Origin of the sequence: Micromonospora matsumotoense (assembly GCF_900091525.1) — a bacterium.
In the GTDB taxonomy this organism is placed as follows: Bacteria; Actinomycetota; Actinomycetes; order Mycobacteriales; family Micromonosporaceae; genus Micromonospora; species Micromonospora matsumotoensis.
The window spans coordinates 105,356-129,750 of record NZ_FMCU01000012.1 but is presented as its reverse complement, the minus strand read 5'-3'; the positions used below and the strand labels follow the sequence as shown (position 1 = coordinate 129,750).

Genomic DNA, 24,395 nt, shown 5'->3' with positions numbered 1-24,395 from the left:
GGCAGCAGAGCAGGCGGTGACGGGTCCGCCTAACATCGCAGGATGGCACCTCAGACCATCGACGTCCACGTCGCCACGTTCACCGAGTTGGGCGCGCACACCTTCCACGACCTGCTGCGGTTGCGCATCGACGTGTTCGTGGTGGAGCAGCGCTGCCCGTACCCGGAACTGGACGGCCGGGACGTCGAACCCGGCACCCGGCACCTCTGGCTGACCCCCCGCGGCGCTCTGCCCCACGACGACGCCCTGCCCTACGACGGTGCTCCGCCCCGCGACGGCGACGTGCTGGCGTACCTGCGGCTGCTGGCCGACCCGGGCGGCGTGACGCGGATCGGTCGGGTGGTGGTGGCACCGGCGGCCCGCGGCGGCGGGCTCGCCGGCCGACTGATGACCGAGGCGCTGCGGCTGGTCGGCGACCGGCCGTGCGTGCTGGAGGCGCAGGCCCACCTGGCGGGTTTCTATGCCGGGCACGGCTTCACGGCGACCGGGCCGCAGTACGTCGAGGACGGCATCCCGCACCTGCCGATGCGCCGGGAGCACTGACCGGCCCACCCGGGGCCCCGGGCCCGACCGCCCGGGAGAGCGGGGCCGGACCCGGCACGAGCACGTGCGGGGACACGACCCACCAACCCACCGAAACATTGACGGATACCGCTTTCCTATGCAAGCCTGCGGGTAGAGCCGTCGTGGGAGCCGCACAGCAGGCACGGGAGGGGCAACTCCCGGCCGTCCGGGCGTCGTTCGACCGACCCCTTCACCTCGGAGGCTCCATGTCCACCGTCCTACGCAGACGACCCACCGCTCTCGCGGGGTCGCTGCTCACCATCGGCGCGATCATCGCGCTGCTGCTCACCACCGCCCTGGCCAACTCGGCTTCCGCGCACGGCGCGGTGGTGAACCCGGGGTACCGCGCCCACAGCTGCTGGGAGCGCTGGGGCGCCGAGTTCCAGAACCCGAGAATGGCCACCGAGGACCCGATGTGCTGGCAGGCCTGGCAGGCCGACCCGCAGGCCATGTGGAACTGGAACGGTCTGTTCCGGGAGGGTGTCGCCGGCAACCACCAGGGTGCCATCCCGGACGGTCAGCTGTGCAGCGGCGGGCGCACCCAGAACGGCCGCTACAAGGCCCTGGACACCGTCGGCGCCTGGAAGACCGCGTCGGTCGCGAACAGCTTCCGACTGAAGTTCTTCGACCAGGCCAGCCACGGGGCCGACTACATGCGGGTGTACGTGACCAAGCAGGGCTTCAACGCGCTGACGACGCCGCTGGGCTGGAACGACCTGGAACTGGCCGGGCAGATCGGCAACACCCCGGCCTCCCAGTGGGACAAGGACACCGGTGGCGTGTCGATCCAGATCCCGGTGAACGCGCCGGGCCGTACCGGTCGACACATCGTCTACACCGTGTGGCAGGCCAGCCACCTGGACCAGTCGTACTACCTGTGCAGTGACGTCGACTTCGGCGGCGGCCCGACCACCCCGCCGACCACCGCACCGCCGACCACCGCACCGCCGACGACTCCGCCGCCGACCACCGCACCGCCCACCACCGCACCGCCGACCACCGCACCGCCGACCACGCCGCCGCCGGCCGGTGCCTGCACCGCCACCTACCGGGTGACCACCACGTGGAACGGCGGGTTCCAGGGTGAGGTGGACGTGACCGCCGGCGCCTCGGCGATCAAGGGCTGGACGGTGAACTGGACGTACTCCGGGGGTCAGCAGGTCAGCCAGGCGTGGAACGCCACGCTGGCCAGCAGCGGATCGACGGTGACCGCCCGCAACGTCAACTACAACGGCGCGTTGGCCGCCGGGGGGAAGACCACCTTCGGCTTCCTCGCGTCGGGCAGCGGCACCAGCCCGACCCCGGTCTGCACCGCGACCCTCTGACCGGTCGGGACACCGTAAGGAAGACGCAACAACAAGGATGGAGTGGCCTCCCGTTGCACGGAGGCCACTCCATCCTTGATCGAGCACGATCTTGCCCGTCGGGGCGGCGCGACCCGGGCGGCGCGACCCGGGCGGCGCGACCCGGGCGGCGGGGCGGGTGTCAGACCAGGCAGTTGACGATGTCGGCGACCGAGCGACGCCGGCCGGTGTAGAACGGGACCTCCTCGCGGACGTGCCGGCGCGCGCCGGAGGCGCGCAGATCCCGCATCAGGTCGACGATCCGGTGCAGCTCGTCGGCCTCGAACGCGAGCATCCACTCGTAGTCGCCGAGGGCGAACGAGGCGACCGTGTTGGCCCGTACGTCGGGGTAGCCGCGCGCCATCTTGCCGTGTTCGGCCAGCAGCTCCCGCCGCTCCGCGTCCGGCAGCAGGTACCACTCGTAGGACCGGACGAACGGGTAGACGCACAGGTAGGGGCGGGGCGCCTCGTCGGCGAGGAACGCCGGGATGTGGCTCTTGTTGAACTCCGCCGGCCGGTGCAGCGCCAGCTGGGACCACACCGGGCTCAGCGCCCGGCCCAGGGTGGTCCGACGCAGCCGCAGGTAGGCGTCCTGGAGGGCGTCGCTGGACGACGAGTGCCACCAGATCATCACGTCCGCGTCGGCGCGCAGCCCGGCCACGTCGTACATGCCCCGGACCACGACGTCCTTGCCGGCCAGCTCCTCGAAGAGCGACTCCACCTCACCGGTGACGTTCTCCCGCAGCGCCGGCAGCCCGCCGGTGGCCCGGTAGACCGACCACATGGTGTACCGGACGGTGGCGTTGAGCTCCTTGAGCCGGGCCGCGTTGGTCTGCTCGGTCGTCTGCTCGGTCATGACCCCGATCCTCCCAGTGCTTCGATGATCTCCCCGGCCGCGCGCTCGCCGGAGCGGACGCAGACCGGGATGCCGACCCCGTCGAAACCCGCGCCGGCCAGCGCCAGCGTGGGGTGCGACGCGCGCAGCGCCGCCCGGACGGCGGTCACCCGGTCGGTGTGGCCGGGCGGGTACTGGGGCAGCGCGCCGCCCCAGCGCTGCACGTGACCGGCGACGGGCTCGGGCAACGCCACCCCGAGCACCCGGGTCAGCTCCCGGTGCACGGTGGCGCGCAGGTCGTCGTCGGTGAGCTGGAGCGAGGTCTCCTCGCCGTACCGGCCGACGGAGGCGCGGACCAGGGCCAGCCCGTCCGGCGCGGCCAGGTGCCCCCACTTGGTGGTGAAGAAGGTGGACGCCTTGATCAGCAGCCCCTCGGTGGCGGGCACCAGGAAGCCGGAGAGCCGGGGCAACGCCGGGGCGGGCAGGGCCAGGGTGACCAGCGCGACGCTGGCGTAGTCCAGCCTGCCGACGGTCGTCGCCGCCTCGGCGGCGAACCCGGCGAGCAGCCGGGCGGTGGGCCGGGCCGGCACGGTGAGCAGCACCGCGTCCGCCTCGACCAGCTCCGGGTCCCGGGTCGGGCCGACGGTGAGCCGCCAGCCGTTCCCGGCCGGGGTCAGCTCGCGGACCGCCGCCTGCCGACGGATCGTCGCCCCGCTGGCGGTGGCCGCCGCCTCGACCAGGGTGCTCAGCCCGCCGGCCAGGGTGCCGAAGACCGGTGCGCCGGGGGCGCGGGGTGCGGCGGCCTGGGCGGCCCGGACCGCACCGACCAGGGTGTGTTCGACCCGGGCCGCACGGGCCAGCGCCGGCATGGTGGTGACCAGGGACAGGTCGTCGGCCCGGCCGGCGTAGACCCCGCCGAGCATCGGGTCGACCAGTCGCTGCACCACCTGGTCGCCGAACCGGGCCCGGACCAGGGCCCCGACCGAGACGTCCCGGTCCGCGCCGAGCAACGGCCGGCCGCCGTCGCGGTCGGCGTCCGCCGTCGGCGTGGCGACCGTCGCCGCCGCCGCCAGATCCCCGGGTACGCCGACCAGCGTGCCGCCGGGGATCGGGCGCAGCCCACCGTCGACGACGAGCGCGGCCTGCCCGACGGTGGGGTGCACGATCTGCCCGGTCAGGCCGAGCCGGCGGGCCAGGGCCACCGCGGCGGACTCACCCCCGGCCGGGTCCCGCATCAGGAAGGACTCCGCGCCGAACTCCACCGGTCGGCCGGCCAGCTCACCGGTGCGCAGCTTGCCACCGAGCGCGCCGGACTGCTCGTACACGGTGATCTCGATGTCGGCGGGGGCGCGGTCGCGCAGCCGGACCGCGGCGGCCAGGCCGGTGATCCCGCCACCGACCACCGCCACCCGCCATGGCCGCGCGCCCACGGGTCAGCCCTGCTCGGCCCGGCGCGCGGACACCTCGTGCACCAGCGCGACCACCCGGGTCAGCACCTCGGGGTCGGTCTCCGGCAGGACGCCGTGACCGAGGTTGAACACGTGTCCGGGGGTGTCGCGGCCCTGCGCGACGATCCGCCGCACCTCGGCCTCGATCACCGGCCAGGGGGCGAACAGCACGGTCGGGTCGAGGTTGCCCTGGACCGCCCGGTCCGGGCCGATCCGGCGGGTCGCCACGTCCAGCGGGGTACGCCAGTCCACCCCGACCACGTCGGCGCCGGCCTCCCCCATCGCGCCGAGCAACTCGGCGGTGCCCACCCCGAAGTGGATCCGGGGCACCCCCGTGTCGGCGAGCCCGGACAGCACGGCGGTCGAGTGCGGCAGCACGAACCGGCGGTAGTCCGCCTCCGACAACGCGCCGGCCCAGGAGTCGAAGAGCTGCACGGCGGAGACGCCGGCGTCGATCTGCACCCGCAGGAACGACAGGGTCACCTCGGCGAGCCGGGCGCAGAGCGCGTGCCACAGCTCCGGCTGGCCGTACATCATCGCCTTGGTCTTGGCGTGGGTGCGCGACGGCCCGCCCTCGACCAGGTAGCTGGCCAGCGTGAACGGCGCGCCGGCGAAGCCGATCAGCGGGGTGTCGCCCAGTTCGGCGACGAGCAGCCGCACCGCTTCGTCCACGTAGGAGACGTCGGCCCGGTCGATCCGGCGGATCCGCTCCACGTCCCCGGCGGTGCGCACCGGCTCGGCGACCACCGGCCCGGTACCGGCCACGATGTCCAGGTCGATGCCGGCCGCGGCGACCGGGACGACGATGTCGCTGAACAGGATCGCCGCGTCGACGCCGTGCCGGCGGACCGGCTGGAGGGTGATCTCGGCGACCAGGTCCGGCCGGCGGCAGGAGTCGAGCATCCCCACGTTGGCCCGGATCTCCCGGTATTCCGGGAGGGACCGGCCGGCCTGGCGCATGAACCAGACCGGGGTGTGCGGGACGGACTCCCGGCGGCAGGCCCGGACGAAGGGCGAGTCGGCCGGCCCGCTGCGGCGGGATTCTCCGTCTCGGGCGGCAGTGCCCGTGGTGTCGGTGGTCATCGCGACCATCGTGCCACGCACCCGGTCGGGACCGACGGGCAGCGCCGCCAGGTGTGACCGGCACCCCGGGCCCGGTGGTCCGTACGTCCCGCACCCGGCCGGACGTCGGCGGGGCACGGACGCGCTGACGCTTCGGCGCGCCATCCGGGCGGGCGACGGCGCGTCGGCATAGGCTGCCGGTCATGGCCCCCCCGATCGCGCTCCCGGAGACGTTCGCCCGCGCGGTCGCCGGCCTGCGGTCGGTCACCCCCCGGGAGGAGATCGTCCTGGAGGAGGTCGGCGCGCCCCAGCGGCTCGCGCCGTACGCGTTCGCCCTCTCCGCCACCGTGCTGCGCGACGACGACGAGGTGGCCGACGGCCGGCTGATCCTGCTGCACGACCCGGCCGGGCACGACGCCTGGCAGGGCACCCTGCGGCTGGTCACCTACGTGACCGCCGAGCTGGAGGTAGACCTGGCCGCCGATCCGCTGCTGCCGGGGGTGGGCTGGACCTGGCTCACCGATGCCCTGGAGGCGCACGAGGCGCGCTACCGGGCGGCCGGGGGCACGGTCACCCAGACCGTCTCGACCCGGTTCGGCGACCTGGCCGGTCCGCCCGCCGCCGGGGACGTCGAGATCCGGGCGTCCTGGACACCGCTCGGCGAGGATCTGGCCGCCCACCTGTCGGCCTGGTGCGCCCTGCTCGCCTCCACCGCGGGGTTGCCGCCGCCCGGGGTCACCGCGCTCTCCGAGCGCCGGCCGGCCGGCGCGGCCTGACCGCTGCCCGACGTCCCACACCCCGCACGGACCGCGCGACACGCCCGAGCCACACGAGAATGTCCTGAACGCGACAGGGACGTCCTGGGCGGGCGTGAACGTACCCGGCGCGAGGTGGGTGTCCGTACCGTCCGGACCTCCGCCGGACACCTGGACGACACACACCGGACCGGCTGCGCACACCACATCGCCGGGCGCACTAGGGTTGTCAGGTGACCGACGAACCACCCCTGCGCCGTCGGGCCGCCGAAAGCCGCACGGCAGACGTTCCGCCCCCGGCCGTCGCGGAGCCGGCGGACGCGGGCACCGAGCAGCCCACCGGCGGGCCCGTTCCGCTGACCGCACCCCGTGACGGCACCCCTCAGCCGGTGGCGACGCCCGCCGAGCTGGACGAGGTCGTGGCCCGCTTCGCGGCCGGCACCGGCCCGGTGGCCCTGGACGCCGAACGCGCCTCCGGCTACCGCTACAGCCAGCGGGCCTACCTGGTGCAGCTGCGCCGGGCGGGAGCCGGCACCACGCTGATCGACCCGTTGCCGCTGCCCGACCTGTCCACCCTCGACGAGGCCATCGGCGACACCGAGTGGGTGCTGCACGCCGCCAGCCAGGACCTGGCCTGCCTGGCCGAGGTGGGGTTGCGTCCGCGCCGGCTGTTCGACACCGAACTGGCCGCCCGGCTCGCCGGCTTCGAGCGGGTCGGCCTGGCCGCGCTGACCGAGCAGTTGCTCGGCTACACGCTGGAGAAGCACCACTCGGCGGCGGACTGGTCCACCCGGCCGCTGCCCGAGTCCTGGCTGACGTACGCCGCGCTGGACGTCGAGATGCTTGTCGACCTGCGCGACGCGCTCGACGCCGAGTTGCACGCGCAGGGCAAGTCGCCGTGGGCGGCGGAGGAGTTCGCCGCGCTGATCACCTGGGCCACCCGCCCGCCCCGGGTACGGGCGGAGCCGTGGCGGCGGACCTCCGGCATCCACCGGGTGCGCGGGTCGCGGGCGCAGGCCCGGGTCCGGGCCCTGTGGTACGCCCGGGACCAGATCGCCGTCCGACGCGACGCCGCTCCCGGTCGGGTGCTCCCCGACTCGGCGATCATCGCCGCCGCCGAGCTGGACCCGAAGGACGAGAAGACCCTGCTGACCCTGCCCGGGTTCGGGGGCCGGTCGGTGCGCCGGTTGGCCCGCACCTGGCTGGTCGCGCTCGACGAGGCCCGCCAACTGGCGGAGGACGCGCTGCCGGTCACCCCGACGGTGGAGGGGCCACCCCCGCCGCACCGGTGGGCGGAGCGGGACCCGGTGGCCGCCGGCCGGCTGGCCCGATGCCGGGAGGTGGTGGTGCGGGTCGCCGGTGAGCACCGGCTCCCCCCGGAGAACCTGATCACCCCCGACTCGGTCCGCCGACTGGCCTGGCAGCCGCCCGACGAGATCACCGTGGACACCGTCACGGAGACCCTGCGCGGTTACGGCGCCCGAGAGTGGCAGCTCGGCCTCCTGCTCCCCGCGCTCGCCGAGGCCCTGCTGCCCGTCGCCCGGCCCTGACCTCCGGCGGGCCGGGTGTGGTGTGGGCCACACCGGGGGTGGTGACGCCCATGGTTACTGGCGAGTAGCATTCGGGGCAAACGCCAGTGCCGGCCGACCCTCGTTCGGCGCGTGCCGCCCTCCGGCGGCACGCCAGCCGAGTCGTGGTCGAAGAGGAGGCTCCAAGTGCCCCGAGAAGTTCGGGATGTCGTCTTCGTCGACGGTGTCCGTACCCCGTTCGGCAAGGCGGGTGGCATGTACGCCAACACCCGCGCCGACGATCTGGTGATCCGCTGCATCCGTGAGCTGCTGCGCCGCAACCCCCAGCTGCCCCCGGAGCGGGTCGAGGAGGTGGCCGTCGCCGCCACCACCCAGATCGGTGACCAGGGCCTCACCATCGGCCGCACCGCCGCCCTGCTGTCCGGCCTGCCCAAGACCGTGCCCGGCTTCTCCGTCGACCGGATGTGCGCCGGCGCGATGACCGCCGTGACCGCCGTCGCCGGTGGCATCGCGATGGGCGCGTACGACATCGCCATCGCCGGTGGCGTCGAGCACATGGGCCGGCATCCGATGGGCGAGGGCGTCGACCCCAACCCGCGGATCATCGCGGAGAAGCTGGTCGACCCGTCCGCCCTGGTGATGGGGGCCACCGCGGAGAACCTGCACGACCGGGTCCCGCACGTCACCAGGGAGCGCACCGACGCGTTCGCGCTCGCCTCGCAGCTCAAGACCGCCAAGGCGTACGCCGACGGCAAGCTCCAGGACGACCTGGTGCCGGTCGCGATCCGCGACGCCGAGGGCGGCTGGGGCCTGGCCACCGCCGACGAGGCGCCCCGGGAGACCTCGCTTGCGAAGCTGGCCACCCTGAAGACCCCGTTCCGCCCGCACGGCAAGGTCACCGCCGGCAACGCGGCCGGCCTCAACGACGGCGCCACGGCCAGCCTGCTCGCCGACGAGGCCACCGCCCGCGAGCTGGGCCTGCCGGTCGCCATGCGGCTGGTGTCGTACGGCTACGTCGGCGTCGAACCCGAGGTGATGGGGATCGGCCCGATCCCGTCGACCGAGAAGGCGCTGCGCATCGCCGGGCTGACCATCGACGACATCGGCCTGTTCGAGCTGAACGAGGCGTTCGCCGTGCAGGTGCTCGCCTTCCTCGACCACTTCGGGATCGCCGACGACGACCCCCGGGTCAACCCGTGGGGCGGCGCGATCGCCATCGGTCACCCGCTCGCCTCCTCCGGCGTACGGCTGATGACCCAGCTCGCCCGGCAGTTCGCCGAGCACCCCGAGGTCCGCTACGGCGTCACCGCGATGTGCATCGGCATCGGCATGGGCGGCACGGTCATCTGGGAGAACCCGAACTGGGAGGGCGTCAAGTGAGCGCGAGGAACGAGCCGGGTTTGCGAGTCCCGCAGTCGCGAACGGAGAAGACCCAGTGAGCGCGAGGAACGAGCCGGGTCTGCGAGTCCCGCAGTCGCGAACGGAGGGCGTCAAGTGAGCGCGTTGGCCGCACTGAACGAGGTCGTCACCCGGGCGCTGCTGCGTCAGGTGAGCGTGCCGGGGCTGGACCGGCCGGCCGCCCTGATCACCCTGGACAACGGTCTCGACCACACCAAGCCGAACACCTTCGGCCCGGCCGGACTGGCCAGCCTCGACGAGGCGATCAGCGCCGCGCTGGCCGCGGACCCGGCGTTCATCGCGGTCACCGGCAAGCCGTACATCTTCTGTGTCGGCGCGGACATCGTCGGCCTGCCGACCCTCGCGGACCGGGCGCAGGCGCTGGAGATCGGCCGGCTCGGCCACCGGGTCTTCGCCCGGCTGAAGGACAGCACCGTGCCGACCTTCGCCTTCGTCAACGGCGCGGCGATGGGCGGCGGCCTGGAACTGGCCCTGCACTGCCACTACCGGACGCTGTCCGGTGGCGCGGCGGCGCTGGCCCTGCCCGAGGTCTCGCTCGGCCTGGTCCCCGGCTGGGGCGGCTCCCAGCTGCTGCCGAACCTGATCGGCATCCCCGCCGCCACCCAGGTGATCATCCAGAACCCGCTGATGCAGAACAAGATGCTCAAGCCGAAGCAGGCCGCCGAGTTGGGCATCGCGGACGTGCTGCTGGAGCCGGCCGACTTCCTGGAGCGGTCCCTGGAGTGGGCCGCCGGGGTGGTCCGGGGCGCGGTCACCGTTACCCGGCCCGAGGTCGACAAGGACATGTGGGCGGGCGTGCTGTACTTCGCCCGGCAGACCCTCGACCAGCGGTTGCACGGCGCGGTCCCGGCCGCGTACCGGGCGCTGGACCTGCTGGAGACGGCGAAGGACGCGGACTTCGCCACCGGCACCGCCGCGGAGGACGAGGCGCTGGCCGACCTGATCTTCTCCGAGGAGCTGCGCAGCGGCCTGTACGCCTTCGACCTGGTGCAGCGGCGGGCCAAGCGGCCGGCCGGCGCGCCGGACAAGAGCCTGGCCCGGCCGGTCACCAAGGTCGGCATCGTCGGCGCCGGCCTGATGGCCAGCCAGCTCGCGCTGCTGTTCGCCCGCCGCCTCCAGGTGCCGGTCGTCCTGACCGACCTGGACCAGTCGCGGGTCGACAAGGGCGTCGGCTACGTGCACACCCAGATCGAGAAGGCCGTCAGCAAGGGCCGGATGGACAAGGGCACCGCCGCCAAGCTGTACGGCCTGGTCTCCGGCTCGGTCGACAAGTCCGTCTTCGCCGACGCCGACTTCGTCATCGAGGCGGTCTTCGAGGACCTGGACGTCAAGAAGCAGGTCTGGGCCGAGCTGGAGAAGATCGTCTCGCCGGAGGCGGTACTCGCCACCAACACCTCGTCACTGTCGATCACCGCGATGGCCGCCGAGTTGGAGCACCCGGAGCGGGTGGTCGGCTTCCACTTCTTCAACCCGGTCGCCGTGCTGCCGCTGCTGGAGATCGTCCGGGGCGAGCGGACCGACGACGCCACCCTGGCCACCGCCTTCGCCGTGGGCAAGCAGTTGAAGAAGTCGTCGGTGCTGGTCTCCGACGCCCCGGCGTTCGTGGTCAACCGGCTGCTCACCCGCTTCCTGGGCACCGTGTTCGCCGCCGTCGACGCGGGCACCCCGCTGGACGTGGCGAACAGCGCACTGGACCCGCTGGGGCTGCCGATGCGCCCGCTCGCCCTGCTCCAGTTGGTCGGGCCGGCCGTGGCGTACCACGTGGGCGGCACCCTGCACGCGGCGTACCCGGACCGGTTCGTCGTCAGCGAGAACCTCCGGCGGATCGCCGAATCGGGTCAGCCGATCGTCGTCGAAGACCGGATCAACGACGAGGTGGCCAAGCTGCTCGTCGTCGGCGACCAGCCGCTCAGCGGCGAGCAGGTCCGGCAGAACGCGCTCGACGCGCTGGCGCAGGAGATCCGGCTGATGCTCGACGAGGGTGTCGTCGCCGAGGCGCAGGACATCGACCTGTGCATGATCCTCGGGGCCGGTTGGCCGTTCCACCTGGGCGGGGTCACGCCGTACCTGGACCGGACCGGCACCGCCGAGCGGGTCACCGGGCAGCGTTTCCTGCCGCGTGGGGTCGCCAGCCTGCGCGACTGAGCCATCCCCGCTCCCCCGCGATCGCGGTGGCCGGCGACGTCCTCCCCCGGGGCGTCGTGGCCACCGCGATCGCCGTTTGCGTACCCTCGTCAGACTCGGGGGGCTGCGCGGCCGGGCTCCGTCTGGCTACGATCACGCGTTCTCACCCTCGCCTGGAGCTGATCTGATGACCTCACCGCCGGTCGATCCCTGGTCCGGGCAGCCGGAGCACGGCTCGCCCACCGGTCACTACCCGCCTCCGTCCGACGGCCCGTCCGCACCGCCCGATGGTCCGCACACCCCGCCACCGGGTGGTAGCTGGCCCACCACGCCGTACCCGGCGGCACCGACCCCGCAGCACGGCGGTTGGCCGGCCGACCCGCAGTCCGGTCCACCGGCCGATCCCTATCCCGGTCCGCAGTACGGCGGCTGGTCGCAGCCCGACCCGGCGCAGGGTGGCTACCCCGCCGCCCCGCAGTCCGGCCCGCCCGGCACCCCGCCGTCCGGCTATCCCGGCATGCCGCAGTCCAGCCCGCCCGCCGGCTACCCCGGCGCGCCGCAGTCCAGCCCGCCCGCCGGTTACCCCGGCGCGCCGCAGTCCGGCTACCAGGGAGCCCCGCAGCCCGGTTTCCCCGGCCCGCAGCCGGGCTACCCGGGCGCGCCCCGGCCCGGTGGCTACCCGGAGCCCGCCCCGCAGCAGTACGCCGGCTTCGGCGGTGCGCCGTACAGCTCCCCGCCGGGGATGCCGCACGGCCCCGCCCCGCAGCGGTCGAAGCTGCCGCTGCTGCTCACGCTCGGGCTCGCCGGCCTGCTGGTGCTCTGCCTCGGCGGCGGCGGTCTCACCTGGGTCGCCCTGAGCGACGACGATCCGACAACGCCGACTCCGACTCCGACGCCCACCGCCGCCACCTCGCCCACCCCCAGCCCCACCCCCGTCGAGACGGAGAGCCCGACCCCCGACCCAACCCCCTCCGATGAGGTTGACGACCCCGGCCCGATCCGGCTGGTGACGCCGACGACCCTCGGTGGCCGGTCCAAGAGCACCGACCCGGAGCTGCGCCGGATCGCCGACCAGATGGTCCGCGACATGAAGTCCGAGGTCCGCAACGAGACCGGTGCGGTGAGCGCCTTCTACGGCAGCGCGGCCCGCCGCAACATGGTGATGATGGCCGGCGCGTCCGGCCCGGTCATCCTCCCCGAGCAGGAGCTGGAGGACGCGGTCAAGGGGCTGGCCAGCTCGCTGGCGGTCACCAAGATGTCGACCATCGAGCCCGGCCCGCTGGGTGGGGTGGCGAAGTGCGGCGACGGCAAGGCGTCCGGCATCGCGCTCGGCGTCTGCGTCTGGGCCGACCACGGCAGCGTCGGCATGATCGTCATGTACTTCTCCTCGGCGGCCAAGGCGAGGTCCGAGTTCGCCTCCCTGCGGGGCCAGATCGAGAAGCGGGACTGATCCGTCGGGCGGCGGTCACCGGGTCCACGTGGACCCGGTGACCGCCGCCTCCGTGTCCACCCCGCGACCGCGCACCGTCGGCCGCATCGACCCGACTTGAGGCGGACCTGCCGCCGACGGCCCCCGGTCGGCGCGGAGCGGCGGAGCAACGGGGCGACGGGGCGACGGCGCGGGGCGATGGTTGTCGGTCCCTCTGGCTAAGATCATCCGGCCTTACCCACGAAGTTCTGGAGTCGACCTCATGTCCCAGCCCCCGACCGGTCCGCACGCTTCCCCGCAGGACGGCGGTACGCCCCAGGGCGGCTACCCGCCACCGCAGCAGCCGGACGCCTTCGGCGCGCCGTCGTACGCCGGCCCGCCCGCGCCGCCGGTCAAGAAGCGGTCCCCTGTCAAGATCGTCCTGATCGTGCTGGCCGTGCTGCTGGTGCTCTGCCTCGGTGGCGCCGCCATCGCCGCCTTCGCCCTCAAGGACGACGTCAAGGAGGCGGTGGACGCCGTCAACACGACGGTCTCCGCCCCGGCCACCCTGGCCGGACGCCCGCAGGTGACCGATCCGGCGCTGAAGGCGGTCGCCGACGGGCTGGTCACCGAGATGAAGAAGTCCGTGCAGAACGAGACGAGCACCGCCGGCGCCTTCTACGGCGACCCGGCCAAGCGGGACCTGCTGATGATCGCCGCCGCGTCCGGCGTGATGGCCGACCCGAAGAAGGAGCTGGACGACGCCGTCAGCGGCATCGCCACCCAGCTGAACGTCACCAACATGGCGGCCGTCGACGCCGGTCCGCTCGGTGGTGACGCCAAGTGCGGCGACGGCAAGAGCGAGGGTGTCCCGCTGGGCGTCTGCATCTGGGCCGACCGGGGCAGCGTCGGGATGATCGTGCAGTACTACAAGTCGGCCGCCGACCTGAAGGCCGAGTTCGTCACGATGCGCGGGCAGATCGAGAAGAAGGGCTGACCTGACCGGTCGCCCCGACAGGCCCCGTCCACCCTCGGGTGGACGGGGCCTGTGCCGTCAACAGCGGGGTACGCGACCCGTCAGCCGGTCGTGGCGGCCCGCTCGGCGGCGCTGCGCAGGACGCAGAACTCGTTGCCCTCCGGGTCGGCCAGCACCACCCAGCCGGTGCCGTCCGGCCGCCGCTGGTCGTCGACGTGGACGGCACCCACGGCCAGCAGCCGCTCGACCTCCTCGTCCCGGGTCCGGTCGACCGGCTCCAGGTCGAGGTGCAGGCGGTTCTTCACCGACTTGCCCTCCGGCACGGCCAGGAAGAGCACCTCCGGCCCACCCTCGGGCAGGAGCATCGCCTCCGGGTCGCCGGGGAGGTCGTCGGGCTGGCGGGGGCACTCGAAGACCTGCGCCCAGAAACCGGACAGGGCGTAGGTGTCACGACAGTCGATGCTCAGGTTGTGGATTCGTACGCTCACGGGTCTGCCTCCGAAGCAGTGGGACGCGCCCCGCGACGTGCGGTGTCAGCGGTGGGCGGTGCGGGGCGCGGGACAGGTCATGGTGGACATCAACCGCACCCCCTCTCCCGGACTCGGGCCGACCGGATGATCCTTTCAGCCAGCCGATCGGCCGGCAAGCCGTTATATCCGACCAGGACCGGGGTGTTGCCGGTGCACCTCGGCCCGGCCGGAACCGGTCGGGACCTGGTCGGCCGACGGCAGCGTGACGGTCACCTCCAGTCCCCCACCCTTCTGGGCGGTGACCTGCACGGTCCCACCGTGCGCGTCGCAGACCGCCCGGACGATGGACAGGCCCAGCCCGGAACCCCGGGCCCCGGTCCGTTCCCGCCCACCCCGGCGGAACGGCTCGAACAGCCCCGGCACGTCGGCCTGGTCCACCTCGAAACCGGTGTTGCGCACCACCAGCCACGAGGAGCGCCCGTCGGTGCCGGTACGCACCCACAGCCGGCCGTGCAGGTGGTTGTAGCGCACCGCGTTCTCGATCAGGTTCCCGGCCAGCCGGTCCAGCAGGCCCGGGTCCCCGGTCACCGGGGCAGGTCGCAGTGAGGACTGCACCCGCAGCCCGATCCGCTCCACCTCCCGCGACATGGCGGACAACGCGTTGGCGGTCCCGGTGGCCAGGTCACACTCCGTACGCCGGGCCAGCAGTCGACCCTTCTGAGCCTCACTCCGGGCCAGCACCAGCAACGCGTCCACCAGACCGTTGGCGCGCTCCGAGGCGTCCCGGACCACGACGGCCATCCGGCGGTACTCGGCGGCGTCCGCCTCGTCGTCGCTGAGTGTCACGTCGATCTCGGTACGCATCACCGCCAGCGGGGTCCGTAGCTCGTGCGAGGCGTTGGCGACGAACCGTTTCTGCGCCTCGAAGGCGGCGGTGATCCGGTCCAGCATCGCGTCGAAGGTTCGGGCCAGTTCGGCCACCTCGTCGTCCGGCCCCGACCAGCCGATCCGCTGGTCGAGCGTGGTCTCGCCGAGCCGACGCGCGGTCGCGGTGACCTGGTGCAGCGGGCGCAGCGTCCGGCCGGCCACCCAGTACGCCCCGGCCACCCCGACCACACTGATCGCCAGCAACGCCAGCAGGCCCTTGACCAGCAGCTCGTCGGAGGCGGCAGCGACCAGTTGGTCCTGCCACACCGCCGCGTCCAGCGAGCGCCCGTCGGCCAGCAGCACGGTGGTGCCCGGCCGCAGCTCGTCGGTGGGCCGCAGCGCGTCCCGGACCAGCAGCCAGGCCAACGTCACCAGGATCGCCCCGGCCCCGACCAGCAGCACCCCGTTGAGCAGCGTCAACCGCAGCCGCAGGGTGGGCCGCAACCGCCGGGTCACGAACCCACCCCGGCCCGCACACCCGGCTCGCTCCTCGCGCTCACGGGCTGACCGTCCGGTAGCCGGCCCCGACCACCGTCTCGATCAACGGTGGATCGCCGAGCTTCTTGCGCAGGGTCCGCACGGTGACCCGGACGATGGTGGTGAACGGGTCGGTGTTGGCGTCCCAGACCCGTTCCAGCAACTCCTCGCTGGAGACCACCGCGCCGCGCGCCTTGACCAGCTCGCTGAGCACCCCGAACTCCTTGTTGGTCAGGTCGACCGGGGCGCCGGCCCGGGTGACCACCCGGCGGGCCGGGTCGAGCACCACGTCACCCACCTGGAGCACCGGTGGGGCAGCCGGGGTCGCCCGCCGGGCCAGCGCCTGCACCCGGGCCACCAGCTCGTCGAAGGCGAACGGCTTCGGCAGGTAGTCGTCCGCGCCGAGGCCCAGCCCCGCCACCCGGTCGGCCACGGTGTCGCTGGCGGTCAGCATCAGCACCCGGGTGAGGGTGCCGGAGGCGGCCAGCTCGGCGCAGATCTGGTCGCCGTGCATCCCGGGCAGGTCCCGGTCGAGGACCACCACGTCGTACCGGGTGACGAAGGCGGCCTCGTGGCCGGCGTCCCCGTCGTACGCCACGTCGACCGCCATCCCCCGCTTGCGCAGCCCCCGCACGATCGCGTCGGCGAGGTTCCGTTCGTCCTCGACCACCAGCACCCGCATCCCGACCTCCTCGCCGACCTGTCCGACAACCTAGCCCCGTCGGCCAAACGGCCGACCGGAGGAGGGCCGTCCGGGGCACCGTCAGCCCGGCATCCGCCACACCCCGAGGGTGTTGCGTTGCCGCCAGCAGACCAGCACCCCCTGGCGGTGCCAGCAGGCGTCCCACCGCCCGGGCAGCACGTCCCGGACCCGTACCGTGCCGTCGGTCGGATCCAGCTCGGCCAGCACCTGCCGGTCGCCGGAGGCGGGCCGGACGACCAGCAGCGGGACGGTGGGCTGCCACTGGTGGACCACCTCCCACCGGCCCAACTCGACCACGGGTCGGCCGGTCGCCGCGTCGAGCAGCGCCAACCCCTGCTGCCCGTCGGCGCTGACCCCGATCATCCGGCCGGCGACCGACTCGACCGGAGCCCACCAGTCGGAGGTCCAGCGCTCCCGGCCGGTCACCCGATCGAGCACCCGGGTCCCGAACGACGCCCCCAGGCAGACGGCGTCGCCGCAGGGCCGCACGGACCAGCCGTCCGACGTCGGTACGGGCGTGTCCCACCGCCGCCGGCCGGACGCCAGGTCGTACCCGGCCAGCAGACCCGGTTCCCCGTCGACCAGCAGCAGGTCACCGACCGGTTGGGCCACGTGGTGGTGGTCGCCCCGGGCGGGTGGCACCGGGAAGGCGAGCAGGCGCACGCCGGTGCCGACGTCGTACGCCTCGGCCCGGCCGGCGCTGGTCACCACGACGAGTTCCTCGACGCCGCGCACCCCCGTCCGGTAGCCGACCGTGGCTGCCCCGGCGGTGACCGTCCAACGGGCCGCGCCGGTCGCCGGATCGACCCCGCGCACCGCCAGCCGGTCGACGTGGAGGTCCTCCAGCAGCAACCCCCCGTCCCGGGCCGGCACCGCCACCCCGGGCTGCCGCCACCGGGTCCGCCCGTCGGCGTGGTCGAGCACCATGGAGACCGGTTCGCCGCCAGGGTCGGTGGTGACCACGACGTCGTCGCCGACCCCCTCCAGCACCACCAGTTGGTGCCGGGGCGACAGCGACACCTCCCAGCGGACCCGCCCGTCGGCCAGGTCGATCGCGGTGAGCTGCCGGCTGCCGGCAGGTGACAGGGCCGACGGGTAGGCGAGCACCAGCAGGCCGCCGACGATCAGGTGGCTGGGCTCCGGCACGTCCGGCACAGGCACCGGGGCCAACCGGGTCGGCCCGGGTGCCGCGCCGGCCATGGTGAGCAGCACCACCAGGACGATCAGGGCGACGGACGCCGGGTGGCCGGCCGAACGCCGCAACCGGGGCCGGCGCGGCGCCGGGGGCGTCGGCTCGTCGGGGTGACCCACCTCACCCAGGTCGATCACGGTCATCGGGGCAGCCGCCAGACCCCGAACGTGCCGTCGACCAGCCGGCACAGCAGCAACTCCGCGTCGGTCTGGCAGTCACCGGAGACGGCCGGCAGCACGTCGAGCACCCGGACCCGCGCGGCGGCCACGTCCAGGTCGGCGACCACCATCCGACCCTCACCGGCCGGCCGCATCCCGAGCCCCGGCCCGGCCGGCGTGGTCGGCCGGACCAGCTTCCAGATGCCCAGGTCGGCGACCTGCCGCCCGGAGGCGACGTCGAGCACCACCAGCGGATGCCAGCCGCCCCCACCCAGGCTGCTCGCCGCCACCCGACCGCCGTACACCTCGCTGTCGAACCCCCAACGGGCGTCCTGCCAGACCGTCCGCCCGGTCGCCGGGTCCAACGCCCGTACCCCGCCGGCCTCGCCGAGCGCGCAGAGCAGTGACCCGCACGGGGTGAAGAACACCGGCGTCGTCAACGGCACCTCCCATCGACGGTCCAGCCCGTCGAGGCCGTACCCGGTGAGTCGGCCGGTGTTCGCCTGCATGGCGAGCAGCAGGTCGCCGACGATCTCGAACCCGGTGTTCGACGGCGTTCCCTCGTGGTCGAGCTGCGCACGGTGCAGACGTACCCCGCGCCGGGCGTCCCAGACCTCGACCGGGCCGGGCGGTTTCACAGTCACGATCCGGTCCACCCCGTCGGCCGCCGTCCGGTACAGGGTGGCTGCCGGCGACATCGACGCCGACCAGCGGTTCCGGCCGGTCGACGGATCGACGGAGTGGACAGTCATCGGCCCCTCCGGACCGAGTTCGGAGAAGAGCACGTCGACTCCTGCCGACTCGCCACCCCCCGTCCGCTGCCAGCGCAGCCGGCCGGTCTCCCGGTCGTAGGCGAACGTCCGGTACGCCCCGTCCGGTCCGCCGGCGGTGCCGGTGACCAGCAACAGGTCGCCGTGCCGGCGCAGCGTCCCGGACCCGCTGGTCACCGGCACCGACACCTGCCACCGCCGCACCGGCCGCGCCCGGGGTGAGGTGGGGATCGTCCAGGCGCTCAACCGACCCGGGGCGGTCGGATCGCCGGTCGGGGCGTGCAGGAAGACCTCCCCGTCGTGGAGCAGCACCGACGTGCCGAGCGAGGCCGGCAGCACGAAGGCCGCCCGGTGCTCCACCGGCGCGGCGGCGGTCAGCACCAGCAGGGTGAACGCCAGCACCGCGGCGAGTCGCAGCGGCCGGCCGACGGCCCGGGGCGCGGGACCGGGCGGCTCCGGCTCGGCGTCGCGGAGTTCACCCAGATCGATGACCGTCACGCGCACCCTCTTTCGACCGCCACACCCCGCCGACCGCACCGCCCTTCGGTGGACGCGGATCGCCACCCACCGGGTCACCGGAGGGGCCGGTCGCCGCCTGTACGATGGCCCGTCGTGGCCGTGCCGGTGGTAGATCCCTCGTTGAACCCGACATCCGCGCCCGACGCCGTCGTGCCCGACCCGGCCGATCCGCACGGGCGGCCCCGCCGACGGCCGGGCCGGGCCGACGCGCTCGCCATCGGAGCCTATGTGCTGATCGGCGTTCTCGTGTGCCTGAACTACTGGGTGGACGTGCAGCACCGGGTGTCGTCCCACCTGCCGACCGACCACAGTTGGTTCGAGTGGCTGTTCACCCACGGCGCGTACTCGGTGCGGCACCTGGAGAACCCGCTGTTCAGCGCCCGGCAGAACGCCCCGGACGGGGTGAACATGATGGCGAACACCTCGCTGCTGGGGATGACCATCCCGCTGGCCCCGATCACGCTGCTGTTCGGCCCGCAGGTGACCTACGCGCTCTATCTGGGCGGGGCGCTCGCCGCGACGGCGGCCACCTCGTACTGGATGCTCTCCCGGCACCTGGTGCGCTCGCGGGCCGGCGCGTTCGTCGGCGGCGCGTTCCTCGGTTTCGCGCCGGGCATCGTGCACCACGCCAACGGGCAGCCCAACTTCGTCTCCAACTTCCTGCTGCCGGTGATCGTGGCCCGGGTGCTGCGGCTGGGCCGGCCCGGCCGGTGGCGACGCGACGGCCTGGTGCTGGGCCTGCTGGTGGCGTACCAGATCTTCATCAACGAGGAGATGCTGCTGCTGACCGCGCTGGCCTGCCTGGTGGCGGTGGCGGCGTACGTGGTGCAGCGGCCCCGTGAGGCCCGCGCGCGGGTCGGTGGCTTCCTGGCCGCGCTCGGGCTGGGCGGTGGGCTGGCGCTGCTGCTCACCGCGTACCCGATCTGGTACCAGTTCAACGGGCCGCAGTCCTACCGGGGGTTGCAGGGCGGGGTGTTCCACAACTGGGGCGAGGACCTGATGGCCTTCGTCACCTTCGCCCGGGACACCGTGGCCGGGGACGAGGCGGTGGAGAAGACCATCGGCCTGACCGAGCAGAACACCTGGTTCGGCTGGCCGCTGGTGCTGGTCGCGCTGGCCGCCCTGGTGCTGCTCTGGCGGCGTTCGCTGGCCGCCCGGATCGCCGGGGTGCTGGTGGTGGTCTTCACCGTGGCGGCGATCGGCCCGAAGGTGCGGTTCAACGGGGTGGAGACCACCATCGACGGGCCGTGGGCGTACATCTCGGATGATCTGCCGCTGGTCGAGATGATGATGCCGACCCGGCTGACCCTGGTGGTGACCGGCGCGGTCGGTGTCCTGCTCGCGCTGGCCTGGGACGCGGTGGGCGGCTCCGGCCGGCCCCGGGTGCCCGCACCACGCACCGCCGCCGACGACACCGTGGCCGGGGAGACCGTCGCGACCGCCCCGTCGGGGCCGCCGGCCCGCCGCCCCTGGATCCGCCCGGTCGGGTACGCGGCGATCGCGCTGGCGGTGCTGCCGCTGTTCCCCCGTCCGCTGCCCGCGCAGCACATGGACCTGCCACCGCACTTCATCACCGCCGGCGGCTGGCGGCCGTACGTCCCGGCCGGGCGCACCCTGGTGCCGGTGCCGATCCCGAGCAACGTGCACGGCCTGCCCACGCTGCGGTGGAGCGCGCTGACCGGGCACGAGTTCCCGGTGCCCGGCGGTTACTTCATCGGCCCCAACGAGCTGGGCCAGGGCGTCTTCGGCGCCCCGAACCGGCCGACCAGCACCCTGATCTACGCCACCATGGACGCCGGCACGGTGCCCGCGCTGACCGAGGAGAACCGTCGGCAGGCGGTGACGGATCTGCGCTTCTGGAAGGCGTCGGTGGTGGTGCTGGGCGCCCATCCGCGCGAGGCGGTGCTGCGGGACCTGATGACCGGCCTCCTCGGCCCGGCGCAACGGGTCGACGACGTCTGGCTCTGGGACGTCCGCCCCCTGGTCGACTGACCCCGCCGACCCCGACCCGGGCCGGCGGAGCGCCACAGGCCGTCCGGGGCCACCCGAGTGGGCCCAGGTGGTCCGGGGCCGGCGGGTGGGTTCAGGCGGTCCGGGCGGACAGCGGCCGGACGTCCCAGACCCACACGTCGAGGTCCCGGCGGGCGGGGCCCACCAACTGCTCGACGGTCCGGCGCAACGGCTCCGCGTTGTGCTGGCGCAACGGCAGCACCAGCACGGCGGCGTTCCAGTGCCGCAGCTCGTCCAGGCTGCGCCGACGCTGCCGGTCGTCCAGTTTGGTGGTACGCCCGGTGGTGGCCACCTCGTCGAGCAGTTGCCCGATGCCACTGGGCCGCCCGCCGAACCGCCCCGGGTCGCCGGTGTTGCCGTTGCGCGGGGCCAGGAAGTAGCCACCGGGGATCTTGAAGTCCAGGTTGGTGGTCGCCGCCCACCGCATCCCGTGGGTGTTGCCCATGCTGGGCACCGGCACCGGCACCAGGGTCTGCCCGGGTCCGACGTACTCCCGCCAGCGGTCGGCGGTGATGAAGTCCGGCACCGGCGGGCGGGAGGTCACCTTCAGCGGCATCGGCACGATCGGCAGCAGGGCCAGCACCAGGGCGGCCACCGTGACGGTCTTGGCGTGCCGCCACTGCGCGCCGCGCAGCGTCCAGGCCCGCTGCACGGCCAGCGCCAGCAGCATGCCGATCACCACGGAGGTGATCAGGGCGAACCGGGTGGGCACCACCGCGTCCAGCAGCGGCAACCGCACCAGCAGTTCCCACGGCCCGGTGACCAGGTCCCGCCCCCACCAGGAGATCCGCTCGCCGAGGGAGAGTAGCGCGAAGAAGGCGCCGGTGACGGCGAGCGCCCGGACCAGTCGTTCGCGGCGCAGCCAGAGCACGATGCCGACGGCTATCAGCGACAGGCTCCAGCCGAAGAAGGCGTTCTCCTCGGAGTAGTTCGGGGCCAGGTTGACGTTGGCCCGCTCGTTGCCGCCGAAGGTGGGCGAGCCGGGGGCGAAGAAGGCGGCGATGTCGTTGCCGTAGTCCTGCACCGCGTCGCTGAGCCCGTGGTACGCCATCGGCCCCGCGAACTGGATGTAGAGCGGGTACGCCAGCAGCGCCCCGGCCAGCAGCGCACAGGCGGCCACCCCCTTGGCCAGGGGCCGCCACGCCGCCGACCAGAGTCCCGGCCGCTGGGCCACCATGGCGATCAGGAAGATGCCGCAGGCCAGCGCGGTGAAGAGCAGGATCTCCTCGTTGATGAACGCCTGACCGGTGACCAGCACGGCGAGCAGCAGGCCGTCGCGCAGCGGCCGGGTGGACCGGGTCAGCACCATCACCCGCCACACGATGAACGGCAGCAGGAACTGGCTGATGATGTTGGGGTGCCAGTTGGCGTGCGAGAGCATCGCCGGGGAGAACCCGCAGAACCAGCCGCCGACCGCCGCGGCGAGCCGCCGCCGCACCAGGTGCCGGGACAGCACGTGGTACCAGGCGGCGGCGGTGCCGGCGAGGCCGAGGGTGACCAGCACCACGAAGGAGACCGCCGGTCCGAAGAGCAGCGTGATCGGCACCATCGGGATACCCAGCGCCAGCACCGCCGTGTTGGCCATCAGGTTGACGCCGTCGGGGAAGTTGAACTGGTCAGTATAGAACGGGAATTCCCCGTGCAGCACCACCCGCACCGAGTGGGCCAGGAAGAACTGCACCTGCGCCGGGTCGCTGCTGTAGAGCGAGGCCACCCGGCCGGCCGGGTCGATCCAGATCCGGCTGGTCACCCAGAGCGCGACGACCAGGAAGATGCCGTAGACCACCAGATCCTTGCGGCGGGCCGTCCAGCGCCAGCGCCGCCACCACGCGGGCGGCGTCGCGCCATCACCGTCCGTGTCGGCCACCTCCCGCTCCGGTACGACCACCGCCGCCACCCGGCCGTCGTCGGCTCCCGACTCACCGGCTGCCCCGACAGGCGGCATCCCCACCGGTGGCGCGTCGACCGGCGCCGCCTCGACGGGTGCCGGTGCGCCGGTGGTGCGCAGGTCGTCAGGGGTGGTAAGGGTCTCGGGTGGGGGCGCTGTCGCGGTGGCCGTCGTGCCGCGGGCAGTGCCCTCGGAGTCGTCGGGGGCCGGTGCGGAGGCGCCACGGGGCTCGGCAGACGTCACAGTCGGCGGAGTCTACCGGAGCCGAGAAATAGCCCGAAATTCACTCTGGTGTCCCTTGTGGTCATCGGGGACACGGCTGCGGGGCGTCACCGGGCGTTGCGTACCATGTGGGCTTCCGACAACGACGGCGACGCGATCGGGGGCGTACAGGTGGCTTCGGTTCGTCGTCGCGGCACCACGGTCACCGCGCTGCTCGGCCTGCTGCTGGCCGTCCCGGCCTGCGGCCCGGTCGCCGAACGTCAGGCCCGCGAGCTACGGGTCGGCTACGACAGTCTGGACGGCACCCTCGCGGTGTGGCCGCCACGCGGATCGCTCGCCGGGGACGCCACGGTGACCGCGGCGGTGACCGCGGCGGTCCGTGCCTGGCGCTCACCGATCGACGACCGCGCCCACCTGCCGTCCTCCGGCATCCTCTGGTCCGGTGAGGTCGACGGCGTCCCGCTGGCCCTGGTCGCCGCAGACGTGCCCGGGGAGAGCGCCTCCTGGCTGCTCCAGCTCACCGGCCGGGCAGGCCGGTACGAGGTGACCCGGGCCAGCGAGTACACCGACCCGGGTTACCTCACCTACGCCGACGTGCTCCCGCTGTACCTGCCCGACGGCCGGCGCTACCTGACCTCCGGCCGGGTGGAGCGACTGCTGGGCCCGGACGGCCGGGCGCTGATGCTGACCGACGGGCTCACCGCCAAGGTGCAGGTGCCCGACTGCCGGGCGGTGCCGGTGACGGCCACCCTGCGGGCCACCGAGTCGCTGCCCCGGGGCCGGGCCGCCGACCGGCTGCTCGACCTGGGCGTCGCCACCGCCGACCCGAGATACCCACTGGTCCGCGACGAGACCGGCTCCGGCCGACGGGCCCTCGACGGGTTGGACACCTGCATGCTCGCCGACGAGCAGGGGCCGTTCGGGAGCATCCCGCGCCGGATCGGCGACCGGGACGCACCCCGGTCGGCGCCCGAGTCGTGGCCGATGGAGAAGGTGGCCGTCCGGGCGATCGGTGAGATGATGCTGGGCGGCGGCGCCGACCCCGGCGACCTGGAGCAGCTGACCTGGGAGACCGGCGCCGGGACGATGACCGCGGTGGTCTACCGCCCGGCCGGCGACGGCAGGCCGGTGGTCTCCCCCGCCGACCGGTCCAACCCGCTCCAGACGTACGTGCTGCCGGTGCCGGGGCAGCCGCTGGTGGTGCTGACCTGGCGGGGCAACCGGGACGCGTCCCTGTCGGTGCCGCCCGGCACCCCCCGCCTGGTGGACCGCCCCGGCCTGGTGGTCGTCCCGATGCCCGCCGCCCGGCAGACCTTCAGCCTGGCCACCGCCGAAAAGACCTACTACCGCTCCGCCGGCGGCCGCTGACCCAGCCCCGCCCCGCCCCGCCTGGCCCCCACGTTCCCCGGGCGGTTTCCCGGTGATCAAGAGGTCTACGTCACCAGAACCGTTCCCCCTGACCAAAACCTCTTGATCACCGGGGCGGGAGTGGGGGCGAGAGCAGGCGCGGGGAGCGGGAGCGGGGAGCCCGGGCAGGGAGCGCGGGGCTGGGGCTGGACGCGGGGATGTCTGGAGGGCGGTCACGGCGTTGCCGTG

General features: G+C 73.7%; 19 protein-coding genes. 10 read left to right on the top strand and 9 right to left on the bottom strand.

Features of this window, described 5'->3' with window-relative positions:
- Positions 1 to 42 precede the first annotated feature (42 nt).
- Together GA0070216_RS22475 and GA0070216_RS22470 are read left to right on the top strand one after the other, a co-directional pair.
- Entirely contained in the window at positions 43 to 543 is a 501-nt protein-coding gene (locus GA0070216_RS22475; RefSeq protein ID WP_091249699.1) for a GNAT family N-acetyltransferase, read from the top strand.
- 227 nt (positions 544 to 770) lie between these two features.
- Positions 771 to 1,889, top strand: coding sequence for a lytic polysaccharide monooxygenase auxiliary activity family 9 protein (locus GA0070216_RS22470; RefSeq protein WP_091249696.1), 1,119 nt, complete (start codon positions 771 to 773; stop codon positions 1,887 to 1,889).
- A gap of 160 nt (positions 1,890 to 2,049) precedes the next feature.
- Here GA0070216_RS22470 and hemQ read toward each other — a convergent pair whose 3' ends face one another.
- From hemQ to hemE, 3 genes are read right to left on the bottom strand one after another with little or no spacing between them, the layout of a single operon-like run.
- Positions 2,050 to 2,763 carry a hydrogen peroxide-dependent heme synthase gene (gene hemQ / locus GA0070216_RS22465; protein WP_091249693.1) on the bottom strand — a complete coding sequence of 238 codons (714 nt, stop codon included), beginning with the start codon at positions 2,761 to 2,763 and terminating at the stop codon, positions 2,050 to 2,052.
- Complete coding sequence (gene hemG / locus GA0070216_RS22460) at positions 2,760 to 4,172, bottom strand: protoporphyrinogen oxidase (RefSeq protein WP_091249690.1); 1,413 nt, start codon at positions 4,170 to 4,172, stop codon at positions 2,760 to 2,762. Before hemG ends, hemQ begins: the two co-directional genes overlap by 4 nt.
- Before the next feature lie 3 nt (positions 4,173 to 4,175).
- The gene (gene hemE, locus GA0070216_RS22455) at positions 4,176 to 5,273 is read right to left on the bottom strand and encodes a uroporphyrinogen decarboxylase (RefSeq protein ID WP_176739086.1); all 1,098 of its coding nucleotides are present in this window, start codon (positions 5,271 to 5,273) and stop codon (positions 4,176 to 4,178) included.
- Between the two features lie 182 nt (positions 5,274 to 5,455).
- Here hemE and GA0070216_RS22450 point away from each other — a divergent pair, with 182 nt between their 5' ends.
- The 6 genes from GA0070216_RS22450 to GA0070216_RS22420 all read left to right on the top strand — a co-directional run bounded on the left by GA0070216_RS22450 (position 5,456) and on the right by GA0070216_RS22420 (position 13,484).
- Positions 5,456 to 6,028 (top strand): DUF3000 domain-containing protein, encoded by a 573-nt coding sequence (locus GA0070216_RS22450; protein ID WP_091249687.1) that lies wholly within the window; start codon positions 5,456 to 5,458, stop codon positions 6,026 to 6,028.
- 212 nt (positions 6,029 to 6,240) lie between these two features.
- Positions 6,241 to 7,557, top strand: coding sequence for a ribonuclease D (locus GA0070216_RS22445; RefSeq protein ID WP_091249684.1), 1,317 nt, complete (start codon positions 6,241 to 6,243; stop codon positions 7,555 to 7,557).
- Positions 7,558 to 7,722: 165 nt separating this feature from the next.
- A complete protein-coding gene (locus GA0070216_RS22440; RefSeq protein ID WP_091249681.1) occupies positions 7,723 to 8,916 on the top strand; it encodes a thiolase family protein in 1,194 nt (397 codons plus the stop codon).
- A 114-nt stretch (positions 8,917 to 9,030) separates the two neighbouring features.
- Positions 9,031 to 11,100 (top strand): 3-hydroxyacyl-CoA dehydrogenase NAD-binding domain-containing protein, encoded by a 2,070-nt coding sequence (locus GA0070216_RS22435; RefSeq protein ID WP_091249677.1) that lies wholly within the window; start codon positions 9,031 to 9,033, stop codon positions 11,098 to 11,100.
- A 166-nt stretch (positions 11,101 to 11,266) separates the two neighbouring features.
- A complete protein-coding gene (locus GA0070216_RS34655) occupies positions 11,267 to 12,529 on the top strand; it encodes a hypothetical protein (protein ID WP_176739085.1) in 1,263 nt (420 codons plus the stop codon).
- A 241-nt stretch (positions 12,530 to 12,770) separates the two neighbouring features.
- Positions 12,771 to 13,484 (top strand): hypothetical protein, encoded by a 714-nt coding sequence (locus GA0070216_RS22420; RefSeq protein ID WP_091249671.1) that lies wholly within the window; start codon positions 12,771 to 12,773, stop codon positions 13,482 to 13,484.
- A gap of 80 nt (positions 13,485 to 13,564) precedes the next feature.
- Here the strand turns inward: GA0070216_RS22420 and GA0070216_RS22415 are convergent, their stop codons facing one another.
- From GA0070216_RS22415 to GA0070216_RS22395, 5 genes are all read right to left on the bottom strand, one after another.
- Positions 13,565 to 13,951: a VOC family protein gene (locus GA0070216_RS22415; RefSeq protein ID WP_091249667.1), complete on the bottom strand. Its 387-nt coding sequence runs from the start codon at positions 13,949 to 13,951 to the stop codon at positions 13,565 to 13,567.
- 162 nt (positions 13,952 to 14,113) lie between these two features.
- Complete coding sequence (locus GA0070216_RS22410) at positions 14,114 to 15,316, bottom strand: sensor histidine kinase (RefSeq protein WP_091249663.1); 1,203 nt, start codon at positions 15,314 to 15,316, stop codon at positions 14,114 to 14,116.
- A gap of 40 nt (positions 15,317 to 15,356) precedes the next feature.
- Positions 15,357 to 16,019: a response regulator transcription factor gene (locus GA0070216_RS22405; protein WP_091249660.1), complete on the bottom strand. Its 663-nt coding sequence runs from the start codon at positions 16,017 to 16,019 to the stop codon at positions 15,357 to 15,359.
- Positions 16,020 to 16,100: 81 nt separating this feature from the next.
- Positions 16,101 to 17,375: an outer membrane protein assembly factor BamB family protein gene (locus GA0070216_RS22400; RefSeq protein ID WP_091249657.1), complete on the bottom strand. Its 1,275-nt coding sequence runs from the start codon at positions 17,373 to 17,375 to the stop codon at positions 16,101 to 16,103.
- Positions 17,372 to 18,658 (bottom strand): outer membrane protein assembly factor BamB family protein, encoded by a 1,287-nt coding sequence (locus GA0070216_RS22395; RefSeq protein WP_141723159.1) that lies wholly within the window; start codon positions 18,656 to 18,658, stop codon positions 17,372 to 17,374. Before GA0070216_RS22395 ends, GA0070216_RS22400 begins: the two co-directional genes overlap by 4 nt.
- A gap of 126 nt (positions 18,659 to 18,784) precedes the next feature.
- On the opposite strand from GA0070216_RS22395, the gene GA0070216_RS22390 reads away from it, so the two are divergent.
- Complete coding sequence (locus GA0070216_RS22390; protein ID WP_425413183.1) at positions 18,785 to 20,671, top strand: DUF6311 domain-containing protein; 1,887 nt, start codon at positions 18,785 to 18,787, stop codon at positions 20,669 to 20,671.
- 91 nt (positions 20,672 to 20,762) lie between these two features.
- Here GA0070216_RS22390 and GA0070216_RS22385 read toward each other — a convergent pair whose 3' ends face one another.
- On the bottom strand, positions 20,763 to 22,634 hold the full coding sequence (locus GA0070216_RS22385; protein WP_425413182.1) for a glycosyltransferase family protein: 1,872 nt from the start codon (positions 22,632 to 22,634) through the stop codon (positions 20,763 to 20,765).
- A 336-nt stretch (positions 22,635 to 22,970) separates the two neighbouring features.
- Between GA0070216_RS22385 and GA0070216_RS22380 the strand changes: the two genes are divergently transcribed.
- A complete protein-coding gene (locus GA0070216_RS22380; protein ID WP_091249869.1) occupies positions 22,971 to 24,167 on the top strand; it encodes a hypothetical protein in 1,197 nt (398 codons plus the stop codon).
- Positions 24,168 to 24,395: the final 228 nt, after the last annotated feature.